We start from the raw sequence: 16,553 nt of genomic DNA, 5'->3' as shown, positions 1-16,553 counted from the left end.
GGTGGTCGGTGGTCGGTGGTCGGTGGTCGGTGGTCGGTGGTCGGTGGTCGGTGGTCGGTGGTCGGTGGTCGGTGGTCGGTGGTCGGTGGTCGACACATCACCGATGCCGCTCATGCCCGTTCACGTCTTCCGTGCCGGTGATGACCGGCAGGCCGGGGTCTCGGTGACGATCAGCAGACCGATGCGCTCAGTGATCAGCTGCGGGTCGTGGTCAGGATGGCCTTCAGCGTCCGGCGTTCGTCGCGTTTCAACGTGGCCAGTGCTCTGATGTCATAGACAGGCTCGGCTCTGGACGCAGCTCGGGTGGGCAACACCCGGCGTTCGTCACGCCTCGACGTGGCCAGTGCTCTGATGTCATAGACACGCTCGGCTCTGGGCGCAGCCCGGGCGGGCAACACCCGGCCCACCAGGGACGCGCCTCACGGACGGGGCCGCCCTCGGCGCGCACCGCCGTACCCCGCCTGCCGCTTCAGGACCTGCCCATCTGCTTGCGGCACCGGGGATACGGGATCCGCTCGGCTCCGTCCTGGCTGATCAGACAGATCTCACAGCTCGGGAAGTCCCACGGTCCATCGCACCCCCACCAGGACAACGGTGGGTCCACCGTCCCGCGGGGGTGCGTGGTCGTGGTCGTGGTCATCATTGGCCGCTGACGCTCAGCCCTGCGCCGCTGACGCTCAACCCTGCGTCGATGACGCTCAGCTCTGTGTGGAGATGCAGAACGGGTGGCCGGCGGGGTCCAGCAAGACCCTCCGCTCCTCGGGATGCGGTTGGACCGGGGGCTCGGTGGCTCCCAGGGCCAGCATCCGTGCCTGGGCCGCCTCCAGGTCCTCGACGCCCAGTTCCATGTGCGCCTGCTTGCCCTGGGAAGGATCCGGCCAGGTCGGAGGCCGGTAGTCGGCAACCCGGATGAAACCCAGTCCCGGCGAACCCTCCCGGCCGAGCAGGACGAAGTCGTCGCTGGAGTAGACGACGGGCAGGCCGAGAGCCTCGCCGTAGAAACGGGCCAGTTCGGCGGGGTCCGGGCAGTCGAAGTCGACCGACAGCAGACGGATCGTCGGTGCGGTCGTGGTTGCAGTGCTCATGGCAGGGACACTAGGACCGGACCAGGACAGGTTCAGTCCTGGTCATGAGGAACACTACGGGATGTGATCAGCACTTCCGCCCGCCTGCTGCGACTGGTCTCGCTGCTGTCCGCCCGGCCGACCTGGACCTGCCGCGAACTGGCCGAGCGGATGGCGGTCACCGACCGCACGGTGCGGCGGGACGTCGCCAGGCTGCGGGAACTCGGTTACTGCATCGAGTCCGACCCCGGGCCGTGGGGCGGCTACCGCCTCGGCGGCGGTAGCCGGGTCCCGCCGCTGGTCCTCGACGACGAGGAGGCGTTCGCCGTGGCCGTCGCGCTGCGAGAGGCCGCGCTCAGCGGCGTCCTGGGCGGAGACCAGGCTGTGCTGTCGGCGCTGCTGAAGCTGCGGGCGGTCCTGCCGCCCCGGATCGCGGACCGGCTGGGTGAGATGGACGCCACCGTCGTCCACACTCCCAGGTCCGAAGGGCCTCAGATCTCGTCCGGCATGCTGCTGGAACTGGCCGCCGCCTGCCGCCGGGGTGAGCGCGCCCGTCTGTCCTACCGCGACCATGCGGGCAAGGACAGTGTCCGGGACGTCGACCCCTACCGCCTGGTGCACACGGGCCTGCGCTGGTATTTCGTCGCCCGGGACGTGGGCAGGGACCAGTGGCGGACGTTCCGGGCCGACCGGGTGGTGCACCTGCGGCCGACCGGGCAGCCGGTCGAACTCCTCGACCCGCCCGACCCGGCCCTCCTCGTCTCCCGGGGCATCGCGAGCGTCGTGTACCCCCTGTACGGGAGAATCCGGCTCCCGCATCCCATGGACCGGGCCCTGCGGCTGGTCCCGCCGACGATCGGCACCCATCACCCGGACGGGCCCGATGCCACCATCGTCGAAATCGGCGCCAACGACGCCGACCAGCTCGCCGACTATCTCCTCGGCCTGGGCACCCCGCTACGGGTCCTGTCCCCGGACGACGTCCGGGAGGCTCTGCTGCGCCGCACCCGGGAGTTGTTCGAGGACAACGGGGGCGACCGGTCCCCGCAGCAGGTGTTGCGCCGGACCTCCACGCCCACGTAAGCAGCCATCACCTGTCCGTGCGGTTCTCACTCGTCCGGCTGCCGCCGGGCGCAGCCCGTGCGGGCCGAGGTCTCAGCCCTCGACCGGGGAGAGCGCCCCGCAGGGGCAGTTCCGGACCGCCTTGCGCACCGCCTCCTCCGTCCCGGGAGCCGGCTCCGGCGTGACCAGTACGACCAGCTCGTCGTCCGCCTTCGACGGTAACCCCCTGAGGGTCATCCGGGACCGGTCGCGGCGGAACCCTCCAGCCCCAGCACCGCGTCCAGGCGCCGCGTGACGGGCCAGGCGCCGGGGGAGGTGTTGGAGATCACGGTATGGGTCAGGCCGAGCCCGGGGTCGTGCACGCTGCGGAAGGAGACGCCGGCGTCGTAACCCTCCAGCATCACGATCTCCCGGGAGGCGTGGAGCCAGAAGCCCCTGCCGTACCGCATCGACTCCGACGGCACGTCGCTGCGCGGCCGTACCATCTCGGCCACCGTGGCAGGGGAGACGATCCGCCCGTCGAACAGCGCCCGCCACATGGCGCCGATGTCGGCCGCGGTGGAGTAGAGGCCGCCGTCGCCGCTGCCCCGGATCGGCAGGTGGAAGACGTTGCTCCTGGAGACGCCGTCGACGGGCAGGTAGCCCGTCGCGGTGCGCCCGGGAAGCTCGTCGGAGCGCAGGAACGCGGTGTCGGCCATGCCCGCGGGCTCGCAGACGCGCCGCCGTACCAGGTCGTGGAAGGGCACGCCGCTCACCCGACCGGCGATCAGGGCCAGGACGACGTATCCGCTGTTGCAGTAGGAGAACTGCTGACCGGGCGGGAACTTGGCGGGCCGGCCGGCGAGCGCGGGCAGATAGTCCTCGGTGGTCACGAGCGTGTGCGCCGGGACTGTCAGCACGTGGTCGGTGATGTCGTACGCCTCGTTCTCGTCGAAGTAGTCGCCGATGCCCGACCGGTGCTCCAGGAGGTGCTCGACCGTGACGGCGTCGTCGATCAGCGGCAGGTCCTCGCCCAGCACGGACCGCGCGGTCGTGGACAGGGCGAGCGCGCCCTCCTCGACCAGGCTCATGACCGTCAGGGCGGTCAGTCCCTTGGTGCCGCTGGCGATGCCGAACCGCGTGTCGACGGTGTTGGGGACCTCGTGCGTTCGGCAGGCCAGGCCGTACGCCGCGGCGAACTCGGTCTTGCCCTCGCGCTCCACGAGAACGACGCCGGAGAAGTCGCCCGTCCGGGCGAGCTCGTCGATCTCGGATGTCCACGATGTCATACGGGCACGGTAAGTCCCGGTCCGCCCGGATCTCGATGGGTTTTCCACCTGCGGACGGGCGGCACGAGACGGGCCGGGGACGGACCTTAAGGAGGCCGGAAGGCAACCGTAAGGCCCGCCCGGCACCGTGGGTCCTGTCGGAAACCGTCCGAGAGACCGAGGAGCGACCCTGATGAAGACGGCCGAATACGCCATCGTCCTTGACTTCGCCGCACCGCGCGAGGAGGTCTACGCCGCCTGGACCCGGCCCGAGCGCTTCGCCCGCTGGTTCGGCCCGCGCATCTTCCTCACCCCGGCCGACCGGGTCGTCCTGGACGCCCGCCCGGGCGGCGCCTGGCAGGCCACGCTGGTCGGTGAGGAGGGCTTCGAGGTCACGCTGGGAGGCGTCTACCGCGAGGTCGCCGGGCCGGGACGGCTGGTCTTCACCACCGGTGACCCGGACGAGCCGGGCGACGCGCCCGCCTCGGTGGTGACGGTCACGCTGGAGGAGCACGCGGGCGGCACGGCGATGCGCTTCCACCAGTTCGGGGTCAACACCGATCAGGAACACGCCGAGCAGGCCAGGGCCGGCTGGCTGGAGTTCTTCGACCGGCTGGCCGAGCACCTGGCGGTTCAGGCCATGTCCCAGGCCAGGCCATAGGCCGGGTCCCAGGTCAGGCCTCAGGCCACGTCGTCGAAGGTCGACTCGCGGCCGAGGGCGTAGGCGGCGGCGAACGCCTCCTCGTCGAGAGCACCCCGGACCTCGTCGGTGATGCGCCGCACCTCGTCCTCCTCCAGCGGGGTGACCGGCGTGCCGTGCTCCCGCCTGACCGCCTCGGCCAGGCCGAGCAGCCGGGCGCCCTCGGCCGGGGGAGACACGGCGGCCAGGGACTCGACGGTGAACGCCGTCGTGCGGGGGTCGCCGATCTTCCTGGCGGCGGCGAACGCCTCCAGGAACAGCTCGCGCGCGCCCTCGCGGTCGCCCCGGAGCTTGTGGACGAAACCCAGCTCGACCAGGACCGTGGGCAGGAAGAGCTGGGGCTCGCCGTCGCGCGGGACGCCGTCGAGGAGGCGGTCGAGATGCTTCTGCGCCAGCTCCAGCCGGCCCGACCGGCGGGCGGCCAGGCCGTACCCCATCTCCGCGAAGATCCGCCCCTCCCGGTAGCCCTGCTCGGTGGCCAGGCGCAGGGCCCGCTCGCAGTAGTCCAGGGCGGGCTCGTAGTCGCCGATGTGCGCGGCCATCCAGCCCAGCCACGCCAGCCGCCGCACGGCGTCCGGCCACAGCCCGAGCTCCTCGGCCATCCGCAGGTCCTCGGTGAACAGGCGGGTGGCCTCCGCGTAGTCGCCGCGGGTCTCGGCCAGCCCGCCGAGCCACTCGGTGGCCTGCAGCAGGCCCCAGCGGTCGCCCAGCTCCCGGAACATCTCGGCGCTGCGGCCGCCGTCGCGCTCCAGGGACTCCAGGTCGCGCAGGGTGAAGGCGTCACGCGCGCGCCTGCTCAGCGCGGCCGCCACGCCCCACCGGTCGCCGATCTCCCGGAAGGTCACCAGCGCGCGGTCGACCAGTGCCTGCGAGGCCGGGGTGTCGGGCACGGCCAGACCCAGGAACCACTGCGCCCTGGCGCGGTCGGCGGGATCGGCGATGCCCTCCAGGACCGGCTCCCAGTCGACCTCCTCGCCGAGCAGCAAGCCGAATCCAGCGTGCCAGGCACGCGCCCTGGCCAGGCCGGCGGCGAACTCCGCCCTGGTCAGGTCGGCGGCGAACTCCGCCTCGGCCAGGCCGGCGGCGAGCTCCGCCGTCGCCGGATCCGCAGCGCGCTCTCCGGCGGGCCCGGATCCCCCGGCGGGCTCCCACGCGGGCCCGTGCGCGATGGATCCCCCGGAGGGCGGCGTTCCGGCGGCGGCCAGGGCGGTCTCCAGCGCGCGCCTGCCCTCGCCGAGCCTGCCGCGCAGGAACCAGTACCACGCCAGCGCGTCGACCAGCCGCAGGGCCTCGGCCGCCGAAGCCGCGTCGAGGGCGGCCCGCAGGTTCGCGGCCTCGGCGTCCAGGCGCCGCATCCAGTGCGCCTGCTCACCGCCGCGCAGGTGCGACTCGGCCCGTACGGCGAGCGAGAGGTAGTAGCCGACGTGCGCCCGCCGTACCCGCTCCGTCTCCCCGGCGTCCTCCAGCCGGCGCAGGCAGTAGGCCGCCACCGACTCCAGCAGCCGGTAGCGCACGCCCGACGGCCCGTCCACGACCACCACCAGCGACCGGTCGACCAGCCGGGCCAGCTGGTCGAGCACGTCGATCCCGTCCTCGGCGCACACCTCCTCGGCCGCCTCCAGCGTGCAGCCGTCGACGTGCACGGCCAGGCGGCGCAGCACCGCCCGTTCGGGGGCGGTGAGCAGCGTCCAGCTCCAGTCGATCATCGCCGTCAGCGTCTGCTGGCGCGCCGGGGCGCCGCGCTGGAAGCCCGCCAGCAGCTTGAACCTGTCGTCCAGCCGGGCCACGAGCTCCCGGATCCCCAGCGCCCTGACCCGGGTCGCGGCCAGCTCCAGCGCCAGCGGGATGCCGTCGAGCCGGCGGCACAGCTGTGCGACCGCCTCGGCGTTGCCGGCGTCGAGGGTGAACCCGCGAGCCGAGGCGGTCGCGCGGGCCACGAACAGCCGCACGGCGTCGGACCTGGCCACCGTGATCAGCTCGGAGCCCTCCGGCAGCTCCAGCGCGGGCACGCTCCACAGCACCTCGCCGGCCACGTTCAGCGGCTCGCGGCTGGTCGCCAGGATCCGCAGCCCGGGTACGGCGCGCAGCAGCGCGTCGGCCAGCTTGGCGGCCTGGTCGACCACGTGTTCGCAGTTGTCGAGCACCAGCAGCAGCCGCCGGTCGCGCAGCGCCTCGACGAGCCGGTCCAGGGTGGCCGCGGAGTCCTCGCGGACGCCGAGCGCGGCGAGCACGGCGCCGGCCAGCGACGGCGTGTGCCGGTCGTAGGAGGCCAGCTCGACCAGCCAGGCGCCGCCGGGATAGCCGTCGCCCGCCCGCCGCGCGACCTCCAGCGCCAGGCTCGTCTTGCCCACGCCTCCCGAGCCGACGAGCGTGACCAGCCGCTCGGTCCCCAGCAGGGCGCCGATCTCGGCCATCGCCTCGTCGCGCCCGATCAGGCCGCCGACCGCGGCGGGCAGGTTCGTCGCCGGCCGCTCGCCCCCGGCGCTCAGCGCGGGGTCCTGGCGCAGGATCCGCTCGTACAGCCGGGCCAGCTCGGGCGAGGGGTCCAGCCCCAGCTCCTCGGTGAGCCGGTCGCGCAGCTCGCCGTAGCCGGCCAGTGCCTCGCTCTGCCGCCCGGCCCGGTAGAGCGCCTTCATGTGCACGGCGCGCAGCCGCTCCCTGAGCGGGTGCCGGGCCACGAGCTCCGACAGCTCGGACACCTCGACCGGCTCGCCCGCGGCCAGCCGCGCCTCGGCGAGGTCCTCCACGGCGGCCAGCCGCGCCTCCTCCAGACGAGTGATCACCGGCTGGAGGAACGCGGCGTCGGCGAAGTCGGCGAACGCGGCGCCCCGCCACAGCTCCAGCGCCTCGGCGGGCCTGCCCTCCTGGACCAGCTTCGCGAAGCGGGCGGCGTCCACCGCGTCCGGACCGGCCTGCAGCGCGTAGCCGGGCGCCCGTGAGACGACCAGGTTCTTCCCGCCCGGCTCGGCGTCCTCCAGCGCGCGGCGCAGCTGCGAGACCCGCACCTGCAGGGCGGCGGCCGGGTTGGCGGGCGGCTCGTCCTCCCACAGGTCGTCGACCAGCCGGTCGACGGAGACCACCCGTCCCTCGTGGGCGAGCAGGTCGGCGAGCAGCGCGCGCACCTTCAGCCCGGGGACGGCCACGGCCTCCCCCCGGTCGGTCCAGACCGTCACCGGCCCCAGCACTCCGAAGCGCATACGACCGACCTTAAGGCCGCCGTGACCCCGCGCCGCCACGCCCCGGCCGCGACCTGAAGTCGTACCGGCGCGGGGCGGGCCGCCGCGGCTCCGGCGGCGGTGCGTCCTCCGCTGGCCCGTCCGGCGACGGCCCGGACTCCGACGGCCCGGACTCCGATGGTCCGTCCTGCGCCGGTCCGTCCTGCGCCGGTCCGTCCTGCGCCGGTCCGTCCTGCGCCGATCCGGGCTCCGGCGGTCCGTCCTGCGCCGGGGGATCCTCCTTGACCGTGGGGATCGCCGGCGCGGTGACGACCTCCGTGCGCGGCTCGCCGATCGGCCGCCGGGTGGTCAGGTCGACGACCGTGCCGCGGTGGCCGGTCGCGGCGTGCGAGGCGGCGAACAGGATGAGCACGTTGAGCAGCTTCAGGAACAGCAGCATGCCCACCGCGCCCGCCACGACGTGATAGGCCGGGTTCGCCGCGCTGAGGTTGAAGTAGGCCTGCCCGATCGTCTTGAGCAGCTCCAGCCCGATCGTGATGATCAGGGCCGGACCGGCGACCCGGCGCGGCGACAGGCGCAGGCGGGGGGTCAGCGTCAGCAACGCCGTCGACAGCAGGAAGTTGACGCCGATGCCGAGCACGAAGGCGACCACCGACAGCGTCAGCTGCGCCGACTGCGCCTCGGCCCCGACCGTCTCACCGGCCAGCCAGGTCAGCGCCGCCTGGGCGCCGAAGGACAGGGTCAGCGAGATCGACAGCAGCAGCCCGAGCGTGAGCAGCACGCCCAGGTCGATCAGCCAGCGCAGGAAGAAGTTGCCCGGGTACTGCTCCAGGCCCCAGACGGCCCGGATGGACGAGCGCATGGAGTCGATCCAGAACAGGCCGGTCAGCGGGAGGCCGACGGTGACGATCACTCCCGCCGTGTCCCTGGCGGCCAGCAGCGCCGAGACGTCCAGCCGGGGGAAGGTGTCGCTCAGATAGCGCTCCACCTCGCGCAGCGCGGCGGGGGTGTCGAACACGTGCCCCAGGATCACGAAACCGAGCAGGGCCAGGGCGAAGACGGCGTAGAACGCGTAGTAGGTCATCCCGGCCGACAGGCGGCCCCCGTCGACGCGGTCGTAGTGGACACCGGCCCGGACGAGGTGGTCGAGCCAGCCGTACCGGTCCCGCGCCCGAGTCCACCCCCGGGCGAGCCCGCCGGCCCGCCGGCTCGTCCTCGCGGTGGCCGTCATGACAGCGAACTCTACCCACGTCCGCCCTCTTCCATCCGGTCCCGGGGCCGGAAAACCGGCTGGCCGGGACCGGTGGCGATCTGGGATGGTGGCGCACATGACGGAGGTGACGGACGTGCGTGACGTGGCGGATCTGGTCGCGGCGGTGGAGCGGGGCGAGCGGGTCAGATATCTGATGTTCTGGGGGCATCGGCCGCCGCGGTCCGGCGGGGCCGGCGCCGGATGCCTGTCGCAGTGGTGGCCGGCCGACTTCACCGTGGACGGGACCGTCTACCGCACCGCCGAGCACTTCATGATGGCCGGCAAGGCCCGGCTGTTCGGCGACGAGGAGACCGCGGCGCAGATCGTGGCGGCCGGGCACCCCAAGGAGGCCAAGGACCTGGGGCGGCGGGTGCGCGGCTTCGACGACGAGATCTGGAGGGCGGCCCGCTTCGACCTCGTGGTCCGCGGCAACCTGGCCAAGTTCGGCCAGAACCCCGAGCTGGGGGAGTTCCTGCTGGGCACCGGCGAGCGGGTGCTGGTCGAGGCGAGCCCGCTGGACCGGATCTGGGGGATCGGCCTGGCCGCCGACGACGAGCGGGCCGGGCGTCCGGAGCTGTGGCGGGGGCTCAACCTGCTCGGGTTCGCCCTGATGGAGGTACGGCGGGCGCTGCGGCGATCGTGATGTGCTTCACTTTCCGCCGGAGATCGTTGTCTCCCCGCGGGATCTGTCTAGCGTCGTCGGCATGACGTTCACGGGAGAGGACCGCGAGCCGCGGCTCCGCGGCGAGGTGGCGGCGATCGCCGGGGGATGGACCGCGCTGGTGGTTGCGGGGGCGGCCTGGTCCTGGTTCGCCCAGGACCAGGAGTCGCGCACGCCGTACTGGAGCGCGGTGGCGGTGGTCGTCACGGCGGCGGTCGTGATCCTGGTCGTGCTGATGGTCGTCCACAACACCCTGGCGCGACGCGGCGGTGCGGGCACGCCGGTCAGAGGCGGCCTGCCGGGCATGATCCTCGCGGTGGCCGCATGGCTGCTGGGGGGAATGGCCGCTCTGGTCCACTCCATCGCCCGCAACGACGCGCGCCGCGGCACCGGTACGGCCTGCTCCTTCGACGCGCTGAACGCGCCCGCTCCGGGACTGGAGTCGCTCTCGACCGTGCTCGCCGTCTCGGCCACGGTCGTCCTGCTGGTGCTGCTCTCCGTCGGCCGCCGTTCACGGGTGACCGCGTGGTTGTCACCGGCTCTCGTCCTCGGGCTGTACCTGCTGGCGATGCACATGGCGGAGCCGCACGGGACGGCGACCGCGTGCTACGGATGACGCACCGCACGGATGACACGCCGTACGAATGACACGCGGCCGGGAGCGCGATCACCCGCATCGGCGGATCGGCCGCACATCGAACGCCCTTTCGATTAAACTCGTCGGCCATGGCGCACCCCCTGTCCCTCAGCCTGGAGTCCGCGCGGCGTCTGGCCGTGAGCTGTCAGCATCTGGCCGGTCCCCGGCCCGGCGGTGACCCCGAGGGGTTGCGGCAGGTGCTGCGGACGCTGCGCTGCCTGCAGCTCGACCCGGTCAACGTGGTGGCGCGCAGCCACCTGCTGGTGCTCTGGAGCAGGGTGGGCGGCTACGATCCGGCCGATCTCGACGCGCTGCTGTGGCGGGAGCGGTGGCTGTTCGAGTACTGGGCCCACGCCGCCTCGATCGTGCTGGCCGAGGACTATCCGATCCACCAGGTCATGATGCGCGGCTACGCGCGGCCCGGCGGGCAGGTCCACGCCTGGATGGAGGCCAACGACGTGCTGCGGCGGCACGTGCTCGACCGGTTGCGCCAGGAGGGGCCGCTGCCGGTCGGCGGCTTCGAGGACCTCGCGGCCGTGCCGTGGCAGTCGAGCGGGTGGACCAACGGGCGCAACGTCGAGCGGATGCTGGACTTCCTGTGGTTCCAGGGCCAGATCATGGTGGCGGGGCGCGAGGGGCGCAGACGGCTGTGGGACCTGACCGGGCGCCGGCTGCCGGAGTGGGTGGCCACCGAGCCGCTGACGCAGGAGGAGGCGGTCACCCGGGCCGCCGAGCACGCTCTCCGGGCACTCGGCGTGGCCCGCGCCGCCGACATCGAGCGGCACTTCGTCCGCGACCGCTATCCCGGCCTGGCCGGGGTGCTGGCCGAGCTGGAGGCGGCGGGCCGGGTCCTGCCCGCCGAGGTCGAGGGCGGCGCCGAGCGGTGGTACGTCCACCGTGACGTCCTGGACCTGCTGGAGCGCCCCTGGCAGCCGCGCACCACGCTGCTGTCGCCGTTCGACAACCTCATCTGCGACCGGGAGCGGACCGTGCGCCTGTGGGGTTTCACGTTCCGCACGGAGATGTACGTGCCCAAGCACAAGCGGCGGTACGGCCACTACATCATGCCGATCCTGCACGGCGAGCGGCTGGCCGGCAGGCTCGTGCCGCGCCTGGACCGCCGCCGGAGACTGCTGGAGATCGAAGGGGTGTTCCCCGAGCCGGACACGCCCGCGGACGAGGTGACCACCGGGGCGGTCGGCCTGGCGGTGGCCGAGCTGGCCGCCTTCGCCGGCGCCGGAGAGATCGCCTACGGGGACAGGGTCGTCGATCCGTGGCGACCGGCCCCGGTGGGCTGAGAAAGGCGGGACCGCCGGAACTGGCCTTCCGGCGGCCCCTTTTCTCCCCAGATGCGATTCAAGAGAGGGCTGAAGTCTAATGTGAAAGAAGTGACGGGGCGACAGAACCCGGACTTTTTCCCGACAGCCTTTCCCGAGCTCCGCGAGCTCCGCGAGCTCCGCGAGCTCCGCGAGCTCCGCGAGCTCCGGCGGCCCCGCGAGCCTCAGCGCCGTTCGGCGGCCAGGGTCGCCGCGAGCTTCAGCCAGTTCTCCAGGGTGGCGGTGGCGGCGCCGCTGTCGACGGCGTGGCGGGCATCCTCGAGAGCGGTCGCGAAGGCGTCGCGGAGGCCCGCGCCGAGACCGCGGTGGGCGGCGAGTGCTCCGGCCGCGTTGGCGAGGACGGCGTCGCGGGCGGCGCCCGGCTCGCCGGACAGGACCCGGTGCACGACCGCGGCGTTGTAGGCGACGTCGCCGCCCCGGAGCGCGTCCGGCGCGCTGCGCGCCAGCCCGAAGTCGGCGGTGTCCAGCGTCTCCCGCCGGACGCCGTCGCCGTCGGTGAGCCAGACGTCGGTCGGCGCGGCGGTGGTTATCTCGTCGAGGCCGTCCTGCCCGCACACGACCAGGGCGACGGTGCCCCGCTCGGCGAGCACGTCCGCCAGGACCGGGGCGAGGCCGTGGTCGGAACAGCCGACGAGGGCGGTGCGGGGAGCGGCGGGGTTGGTCAGCGGCGCCAGATAGTTGATCGCGGTGGGGACGCCCAGCGCCTTGCGCACCGGACCGGCATGGCGCAGCCCGTGATGGAAGCGCGGGGCGAAGGTGAAACCGATGCCGGCCTCGCGCAGGCACCGTGCGACGTCGTCGGGCGTGAGGTCGAGCGACAGGCCCAGGGCCTCCAGGACGTCGGCGGAACCGGCCTTGCTGGAGGCCGACCGGCCGCCGTGCTTGACGACCGGGGCTCCGGCGGCCGCGACGACGATCGCCGCCATGGTGCTCACGTTGACGGTGTGGGCGCCGTCGCCGCCGGTGCCGACGATGTCGACGACGTCCGAGCCGTCGACCGGCAGGGGAACGGCCCGCTCCATGAGCGCGTCGAGCATCCCGCGCAGCTCCGCGGTGCTCTCACCCTTGGCGCGCAGGGCGACCAGGAACCCGGCCAGCTGGGCGGGCCCGGCCGCGTCGTCCATGACCTGCCGCATGGCCCATCGGGTGTCGTCCGCGGTGAGGTCCCGCCCCCGCAGGAGCGTTGCGAGCAGGCGTGGCCAGGAGCGGGAGGGATCGGTCACCGGGGTCCTCTCGGTACGGCAGTGGCGGGCCGGAGCTCCCGAGCGTAGCGACCGGCCCGCGTCCGATCCACGTGATCCCGTACGGCTCCCCTTGTCGGGGTGACCTCCTAGCATGCGCACATGACCACGCACGGATTCTCACTCGCCGCCGAGGGGCCGTACGATCTCGGCGCCCAGCTGCGCTTCGTTGAGGACTGGCCGCCCACCAGCGCGCTGCCCTCCGACGGGCGGGCGCTGCGCTTCGCCTACTGCGCCGAGGCCGACTGGCTGCCGATCGGGGTGACCGTGACCGCCGCGCCGGGCGGGGTCGCCGTCACCACGACGCGGGCCGCGGGGCCGGGGATCCGGGGAGAGGTGGCGCGGATCCTCTCCCTCGACGTGGACGGCACCGGTTTCGCCGGGCTCGGGGCGGCCGATCCGGTCCTCGGCGAGTTGCGGCGGCGCAGCCCCGGTCTGCGGCCGGTGGGCTTCTGGAGCCCGTGGGAGGCGGCGTGCTGGGCGGTGATCGTGCAGCGCTCGTCCATGCTGATCGCCTCCCGGATCAAGCAGCGCATCGCGGAGCGGTACGGCGCGAAGGTCGACGTCGACGGGACGGCCTGCACGGCCTTCCCTCCGCCCGTGAGCCTGCTGGAGGCCGGCGGTCTCGGCCTGCCCGCGCAGAAGGAGGAGTGGCTGCGCGGCCTGGCGCGCGCGGCGCTCGACGGCGTGCTCACCGCCGAGCACCTGCGCGCCCTCGACCCGGACAAGGCCCTGGCCGAGCTGCGCGCCCTGCCCGGTGTGGGACCGTTCTCCGCGGGCCTGATCCTGATCCGCGGCGCGGGCGCGCCGGACGCGTTCCCCGGCGACGAGCCGCGCCTGTTCGCGATCCTGCGTGAGGCGTACGGCCTGCCGGAGGACGCGCCGCCGTCCGCGTACCGGAAGCTGGCCGAGGCGTGGCGGCCCTACCGCTCCTGGGCCTCCTTCCTGTTCAGGGCCTCGGCGCGACCGGCCGCCCCGCCCGGGCCGTGACCGGCCGCCCCGCCCGGGCCGTGGACGGCCGGAGCGACCGGTCGCGCCGCACCGGGACCTAGAACCTCAGCTTGCGCAGATAGCGGTACCCGACCTCCGCCGTCCGCCGGGGGGTCACGTCGGGGGTGTCGTTCTCGACGATGTACTCCCTCACCCGGTGCGCGTCGAAGACCCGCCGGAAGTCGATGGTCCCGGTGCCGAGGTCGGCCATGTCACCGTCGAGGTGGCGGTCCTTGACGTGATACTGCAGCACCCGCTGCGGCGCCTTGCGGATGACGTCGATCGCGAAGCGGACCGGATCGGCCACGCCGCGCCCCACCCCGCCGGTGACCGCCCAGTAGATGTCGATCTCCAGGTGGACCAGGCGCGGGTCGAGCTCGGAGGTGAGCACGTCCCACGGCGTCCTGCCGCCCCCGAGGTCGGTCGTGAACTCGTGGGCGTGGTTGTGATAGCCGTAGCGCAGCCCCGCCCTGCGGGCGGCCGCCGCCTCGACGTTCATCCGCTCGGCCCAGGCCTTCCACTGGTCCAGGCTGTCGGAGGCCAGGTACGGCACGACCATGTAGGTCTGGCCGAGGGTGACCGCGTTGGCGATCTTCGTTTCCAGCGCGGCGTCGTCGGGGCTGAGACCGTCGTGGCTGGAGCTCGCGCGGATGCCCAGCCCGTCGAGGAACGCGCGCAGCTGCTGCGCCGTACGGCCGAAGTAGCCGAGCGCGAGCTCGACCTTCGGGTAGCCGATCCCGGCCAGGTAGGCGAGGGTGGCGTCGTAGTCCTGGGCGAGGTCGTCGCGCACGGTCCACAGCTGGATGCTGATCTGGCCCGGCGGGACGCGGTCCCTGCCGTGGTGGTGGGGCGGTGTGGCCGCGGCGGCGGGAGAGGCGGCGGCGAGGGCGCCGGCGCCCAGCCCGAGGCCCGCGGCGAGCACGGACCTCCTGCTGGGGCGGTAGCTGTCGGGACCGTAGCCGTAGCACATGGATGTCTCCTAGTTCGTGGGCTGGAGGACGACTTCGTCGCTGCCGGTCAGCGGGGGCAGGTCGGCGCCGCCGGGGTCGGTGTAGCCGGCGACGAAGACACCGGTGAGGTCGTCGTCGGGGTCGTGCCCGCCGGGCTCGGTGGTCTGGATGGAGCCCGTGCAGCCGCGGGCCGTGGTCTGCGGATGGCCGTGGTCGTCATGGCCGAGGACGTAGTCCACGGTCACGTTGGCGCAGTCCACCGGCTGGTCGTCGGTGACCCGCACCTCGAACTCCACGACGTCGCCGAAGGAGAACGGCTGGCCCTCGACGGGCCGGACCAGCTCCACGACCGGCGCGGCGTTGCCGACCACGATCCGCACCGAGGTCGCCGCGGACATGCCGGCGGGGTCGGTGACCCGGAGTGTGGCGTTGTAGAGGCCGTTCTGCCGGTAGGTGTGGGTGGCCTCGGGACTGCGGGAGTCGACCCGGCCGTCGGCGTCGAAGTCCCACGCGTAGCGGAGCCTGTCGCCGTCGGGGTCGGTCGTGCCCGCGCTGGTGAAGGCGACGGTGAGCGGGACGTGCCCGGAGGTCACCGACGCCGCGGCGGCCGGGATGGGCGTGTGGTTGCCGGTGTGGCCGATGTAGTCGATGCGCGCGAGCTGGGCGTCGGGGTTCTCCTGGAAGAAGCCGTCGCCGTACTCCAGCACGTAGAGCGCGCCCTCCGGCCCGAACTCGATGTCCATCGGGTTGTCGAAGACGATCGAGGGCAGCACGTCCTCGATCCGCCGTCCGTTGCCGTGGAACGCCTTGACGTAGTCGCGGGTCCACTCGTAGAAGAGCGGGACGTTGTCGTAGTACTTCGGCCAGGCCACGGGGGCGCGGCCGCGCGTGTTGCGCGGATCGAACCGGTAGGCCGGACCGGCCATCGGGCCGATGCCGCCGGTGCCCAGCTGCGGGAACTCCTGCGAGGGCCCGTACGAGTACCACACGTCGGGCTGGACCACCGGCGGCAGCTCGCGTCGTCCGGTGTTGTGCGGCGACTCGTTGACGGGCGCGGCGCAGTTGAACGGCGATCCCGAGGCGCCGGTCGCGAAGTCGTAGTCCACGTACGGCAGCCGCGCCGTCGCGCAGTACGGCCAGCCGTAGTTGCCCGGCCTGCGGATGGCCGTCCACTTGCCGGTCCCCGCCGGGCCGCGCTGCGGATCGGCCTGCTGCGCGTCGGGGGAGTAGTCGGCGACGTAGAGCTCGCCGGTGGACCGGTTGATCTCGATGCGGAACGGGTTGCGCAGGCCCATCGCGTAGATCTCCGGCCGGGTGCCCTGAGCACCCTGCGGGAAGAGGTTGCCGCGGGGGATCGCGTAGGAGCCGTTGTCGCGGACCTTGATGCGCAGGATCTTGCCGCGCAGGTCGTCGGTGTTGCCCGAGCTGCGCTGGGCGTCGAAGGCCGGGTTGCGGTCGGCGCGCTCGTCGATGGGGGTGTAGCCGTCGGAGAAGAACGGGTTGGTGTCGTCGCCGGTCGACAGGTAGAGGTTGCCGTCGGCGTCGAAGACGATGTCCCCGCCGACGTGGCAGCAGATGCCGCGGTCCACCGGCACGTCGATGACGCGCTGCTCGGTGCGCAGGTCGACGGTGCTTCCGGTGAAGCGGAACCGGGACAGCCTGATCAGTCCCTTGAAGGGCGCGAAGTCCTCCGCCGTGCCGGTGAACGGGGCGTCGCCCTCGTTGACGTCCGGGGTCGCCGGGTCGTCGACGGGTGTGTCGAGCGGTGGAGAGTAGTAGAGGTAGACCCAGTCGTCCTTCTTGGACCCCTTGCCGAAGCCGGGGCTGAGGGCGATGCTCTGCAGTCCCTCCTCGTCGTGCTGGTAGACGTCGAGCCGGGCGGCCAGCGTGTTGAGACCCGTCTTCGGATCGTGCAGCCAGACCTCGCCCTTGCGGGTGGTGTGCAGGACCCTCGAGTCCGGTAACACCGCCAGGTCCATCGGCTCGCCCGGGTTGTCGTTGAGGGTCACCTTCTGGAAGTCGCTGTCGGGTGGCGGGGCCGCAGCGCCGTTGCCGGTGGTGGCGTGCGCGGCGGCCGGCATGAGGATCGCCGCAGCAGTCAGGGCCGCGATCGCGGTTCTCGTTCTCATGCCTCTCCCTTCGGTCTACTCGGGGGGTAAGAGGGGGCAAATTATCGTGAATGTAACCCGTGTTATGTCAGACGAGGAGGCCCTAATAACGACGGATAGGGGATCTT

The 16,553-nt window shown here is 72.9% G+C and carries 14 protein-coding genes; 6 read left to right on the top strand and 8 right to left on the bottom strand.

Annotation, left to right across the window (positions count from 1 at the left end; translation table 11 throughout):
* Positions 1–698 precede the first annotated feature (698 nt).
* A complete protein-coding gene (locus Psi01_RS23845; protein WP_204066292.1) occupies positions 699–1,085 on the bottom strand; it encodes a VOC family protein in 387 nt (128 codons plus the stop codon).
* Between the two features lie 63 nt (positions 1,086–1,148).
* Between Psi01_RS23845 and Psi01_RS23840 the strand changes: the two genes are divergently transcribed.
* Entirely contained in the window at positions 1,149–2,147 is a 999-nt protein-coding gene (locus Psi01_RS23840; protein ID WP_204066291.1) for a helix-turn-helix transcriptional regulator, read from the top strand.
* Positions 2,148–2,219: 72 nt separating this feature from the next.
* On the opposite strand, the gene Psi01_RS23835 is transcribed toward Psi01_RS23840, so the two are convergent.
* Positions 2,220–2,363, bottom strand: coding sequence for a hypothetical protein (locus Psi01_RS23835; protein ID WP_204066290.1), 144 nt, complete (start codon positions 2,361–2,363; stop codon positions 2,220–2,222).
* Complete coding sequence (locus Psi01_RS23830) at positions 2,360–3,394, bottom strand: serine hydrolase domain-containing protein (RefSeq protein ID WP_204066289.1); 1,035 nt, start codon at positions 3,392–3,394, stop codon at positions 2,360–2,362. The genes Psi01_RS23835 and Psi01_RS23830 overlap by 4 nt, the downstream gene beginning before the upstream one ends.
* A gap of 172 nt (positions 3,395–3,566) precedes the next feature.
* Between Psi01_RS23830 and Psi01_RS23825 the strand changes: the two genes are divergently transcribed.
* Complete coding sequence (locus Psi01_RS23825) at positions 3,567–4,034, top strand: SRPBCC family protein (RefSeq protein ID WP_204066288.1); 468 nt, start codon at positions 3,567–3,569, stop codon at positions 4,032–4,034.
* A 20-nt stretch (positions 4,035–4,054) separates the two neighbouring features.
* On the opposite strand, the gene Psi01_RS23820 is transcribed toward Psi01_RS23825, so the two are convergent.
* A complete protein-coding gene (locus Psi01_RS23820; protein WP_204066287.1) occupies positions 4,055–7,270 on the bottom strand; it encodes an AfsR/SARP family transcriptional regulator in 3,216 nt (1,071 codons plus the stop codon).
* 10 nt (positions 7,271–7,280) lie between these two features.
* Positions 7,281–8,480 (bottom strand): YhjD/YihY/BrkB family envelope integrity protein, encoded by a 1,200-nt coding sequence (locus Psi01_RS23815; protein WP_204066286.1) that lies wholly within the window; start codon positions 8,478–8,480, stop codon positions 7,281–7,283.
* 97 nt (positions 8,481–8,577) lie between these two features.
* On the opposite strand from Psi01_RS23815, the gene ybiA reads away from it, so the two are divergent.
* From ybiA to Psi01_RS23800, 3 genes are all read left to right on the top strand, one after another.
* The gene (gene ybiA, locus Psi01_RS23810) at positions 8,578–9,144 is read left to right on the top strand and encodes a riboflavin biosynthesis intermediates N-glycosidase (protein WP_204066285.1); all 567 of its coding nucleotides are present in this window, start codon (positions 8,578–8,580) and stop codon (positions 9,142–9,144) included.
* A gap of 61 nt (positions 9,145–9,205) precedes the next feature.
* Complete coding sequence (locus Psi01_RS23805; protein ID WP_204066284.1) at positions 9,206–9,778, top strand: hypothetical protein; 573 nt, start codon at positions 9,206–9,208, stop codon at positions 9,776–9,778.
* 110 nt (positions 9,779–9,888) lie between these two features.
* Positions 9,889–11,097 carry a winged helix-turn-helix domain-containing protein gene (locus Psi01_RS23800; protein ID WP_204066283.1) on the top strand — a complete coding sequence of 403 codons (1,209 nt, stop codon included), beginning with the start codon at positions 9,889–9,891 and terminating at the stop codon, positions 11,095–11,097.
* A 203-nt stretch (positions 11,098–11,300) separates the two neighbouring features.
* On the opposite strand, the gene trpD is transcribed toward Psi01_RS23800, so the two are convergent.
* Complete coding sequence (trpD, locus tag Psi01_RS23795; protein WP_239127964.1) at positions 11,301–12,359, bottom strand: anthranilate phosphoribosyltransferase; 1,059 nt, start codon at positions 12,357–12,359, stop codon at positions 11,301–11,303.
* Between the two features lie 120 nt (positions 12,360–12,479).
* Between trpD and Psi01_RS23790 the strand changes: the two genes are divergently transcribed.
* On the top strand, positions 12,480–13,367 hold the full coding sequence (locus Psi01_RS23790) for a DNA-3-methyladenine glycosylase family protein (RefSeq protein ID WP_204066281.1): 888 nt from the start codon (positions 12,480–12,482) through the stop codon (positions 13,365–13,367).
* Positions 13,368–13,425: 58 nt separating this feature from the next.
* Here Psi01_RS23790 and Psi01_RS23785 read toward each other — a convergent pair whose 3' ends face one another.
* Both Psi01_RS23785 and Psi01_RS23780 read right to left on the bottom strand, forming a co-directional pair.
* Entirely contained in the window at positions 13,426–14,337 is a 912-nt protein-coding gene (locus tag Psi01_RS23785; protein WP_204066280.1) for a sugar phosphate isomerase/epimerase family protein, read from the bottom strand.
* Positions 14,338–14,346: 9 nt separating this feature from the next.
* Positions 14,347–16,446, bottom strand: a complete 2,100-nt coding sequence (locus tag Psi01_RS23780; protein WP_204066279.1) for a PQQ-dependent sugar dehydrogenase — start codon at positions 16,444–16,446, stop codon at positions 14,347–14,349.
* Between the last annotated feature and the right edge of the window lie 107 nt (positions 16,447–16,553).

Origin of the sequence: Paraplanobispora siamensis, from assembly GCF_016863175.1 — a bacterium.
Lineage (GTDB): Bacteria > Actinomycetota > Actinomycetes > Streptosporangiales > Streptosporangiaceae > Planobispora > Planobispora siamensis.
This window is presented reverse-complemented; position numbering and strand designations above follow the sequence as displayed.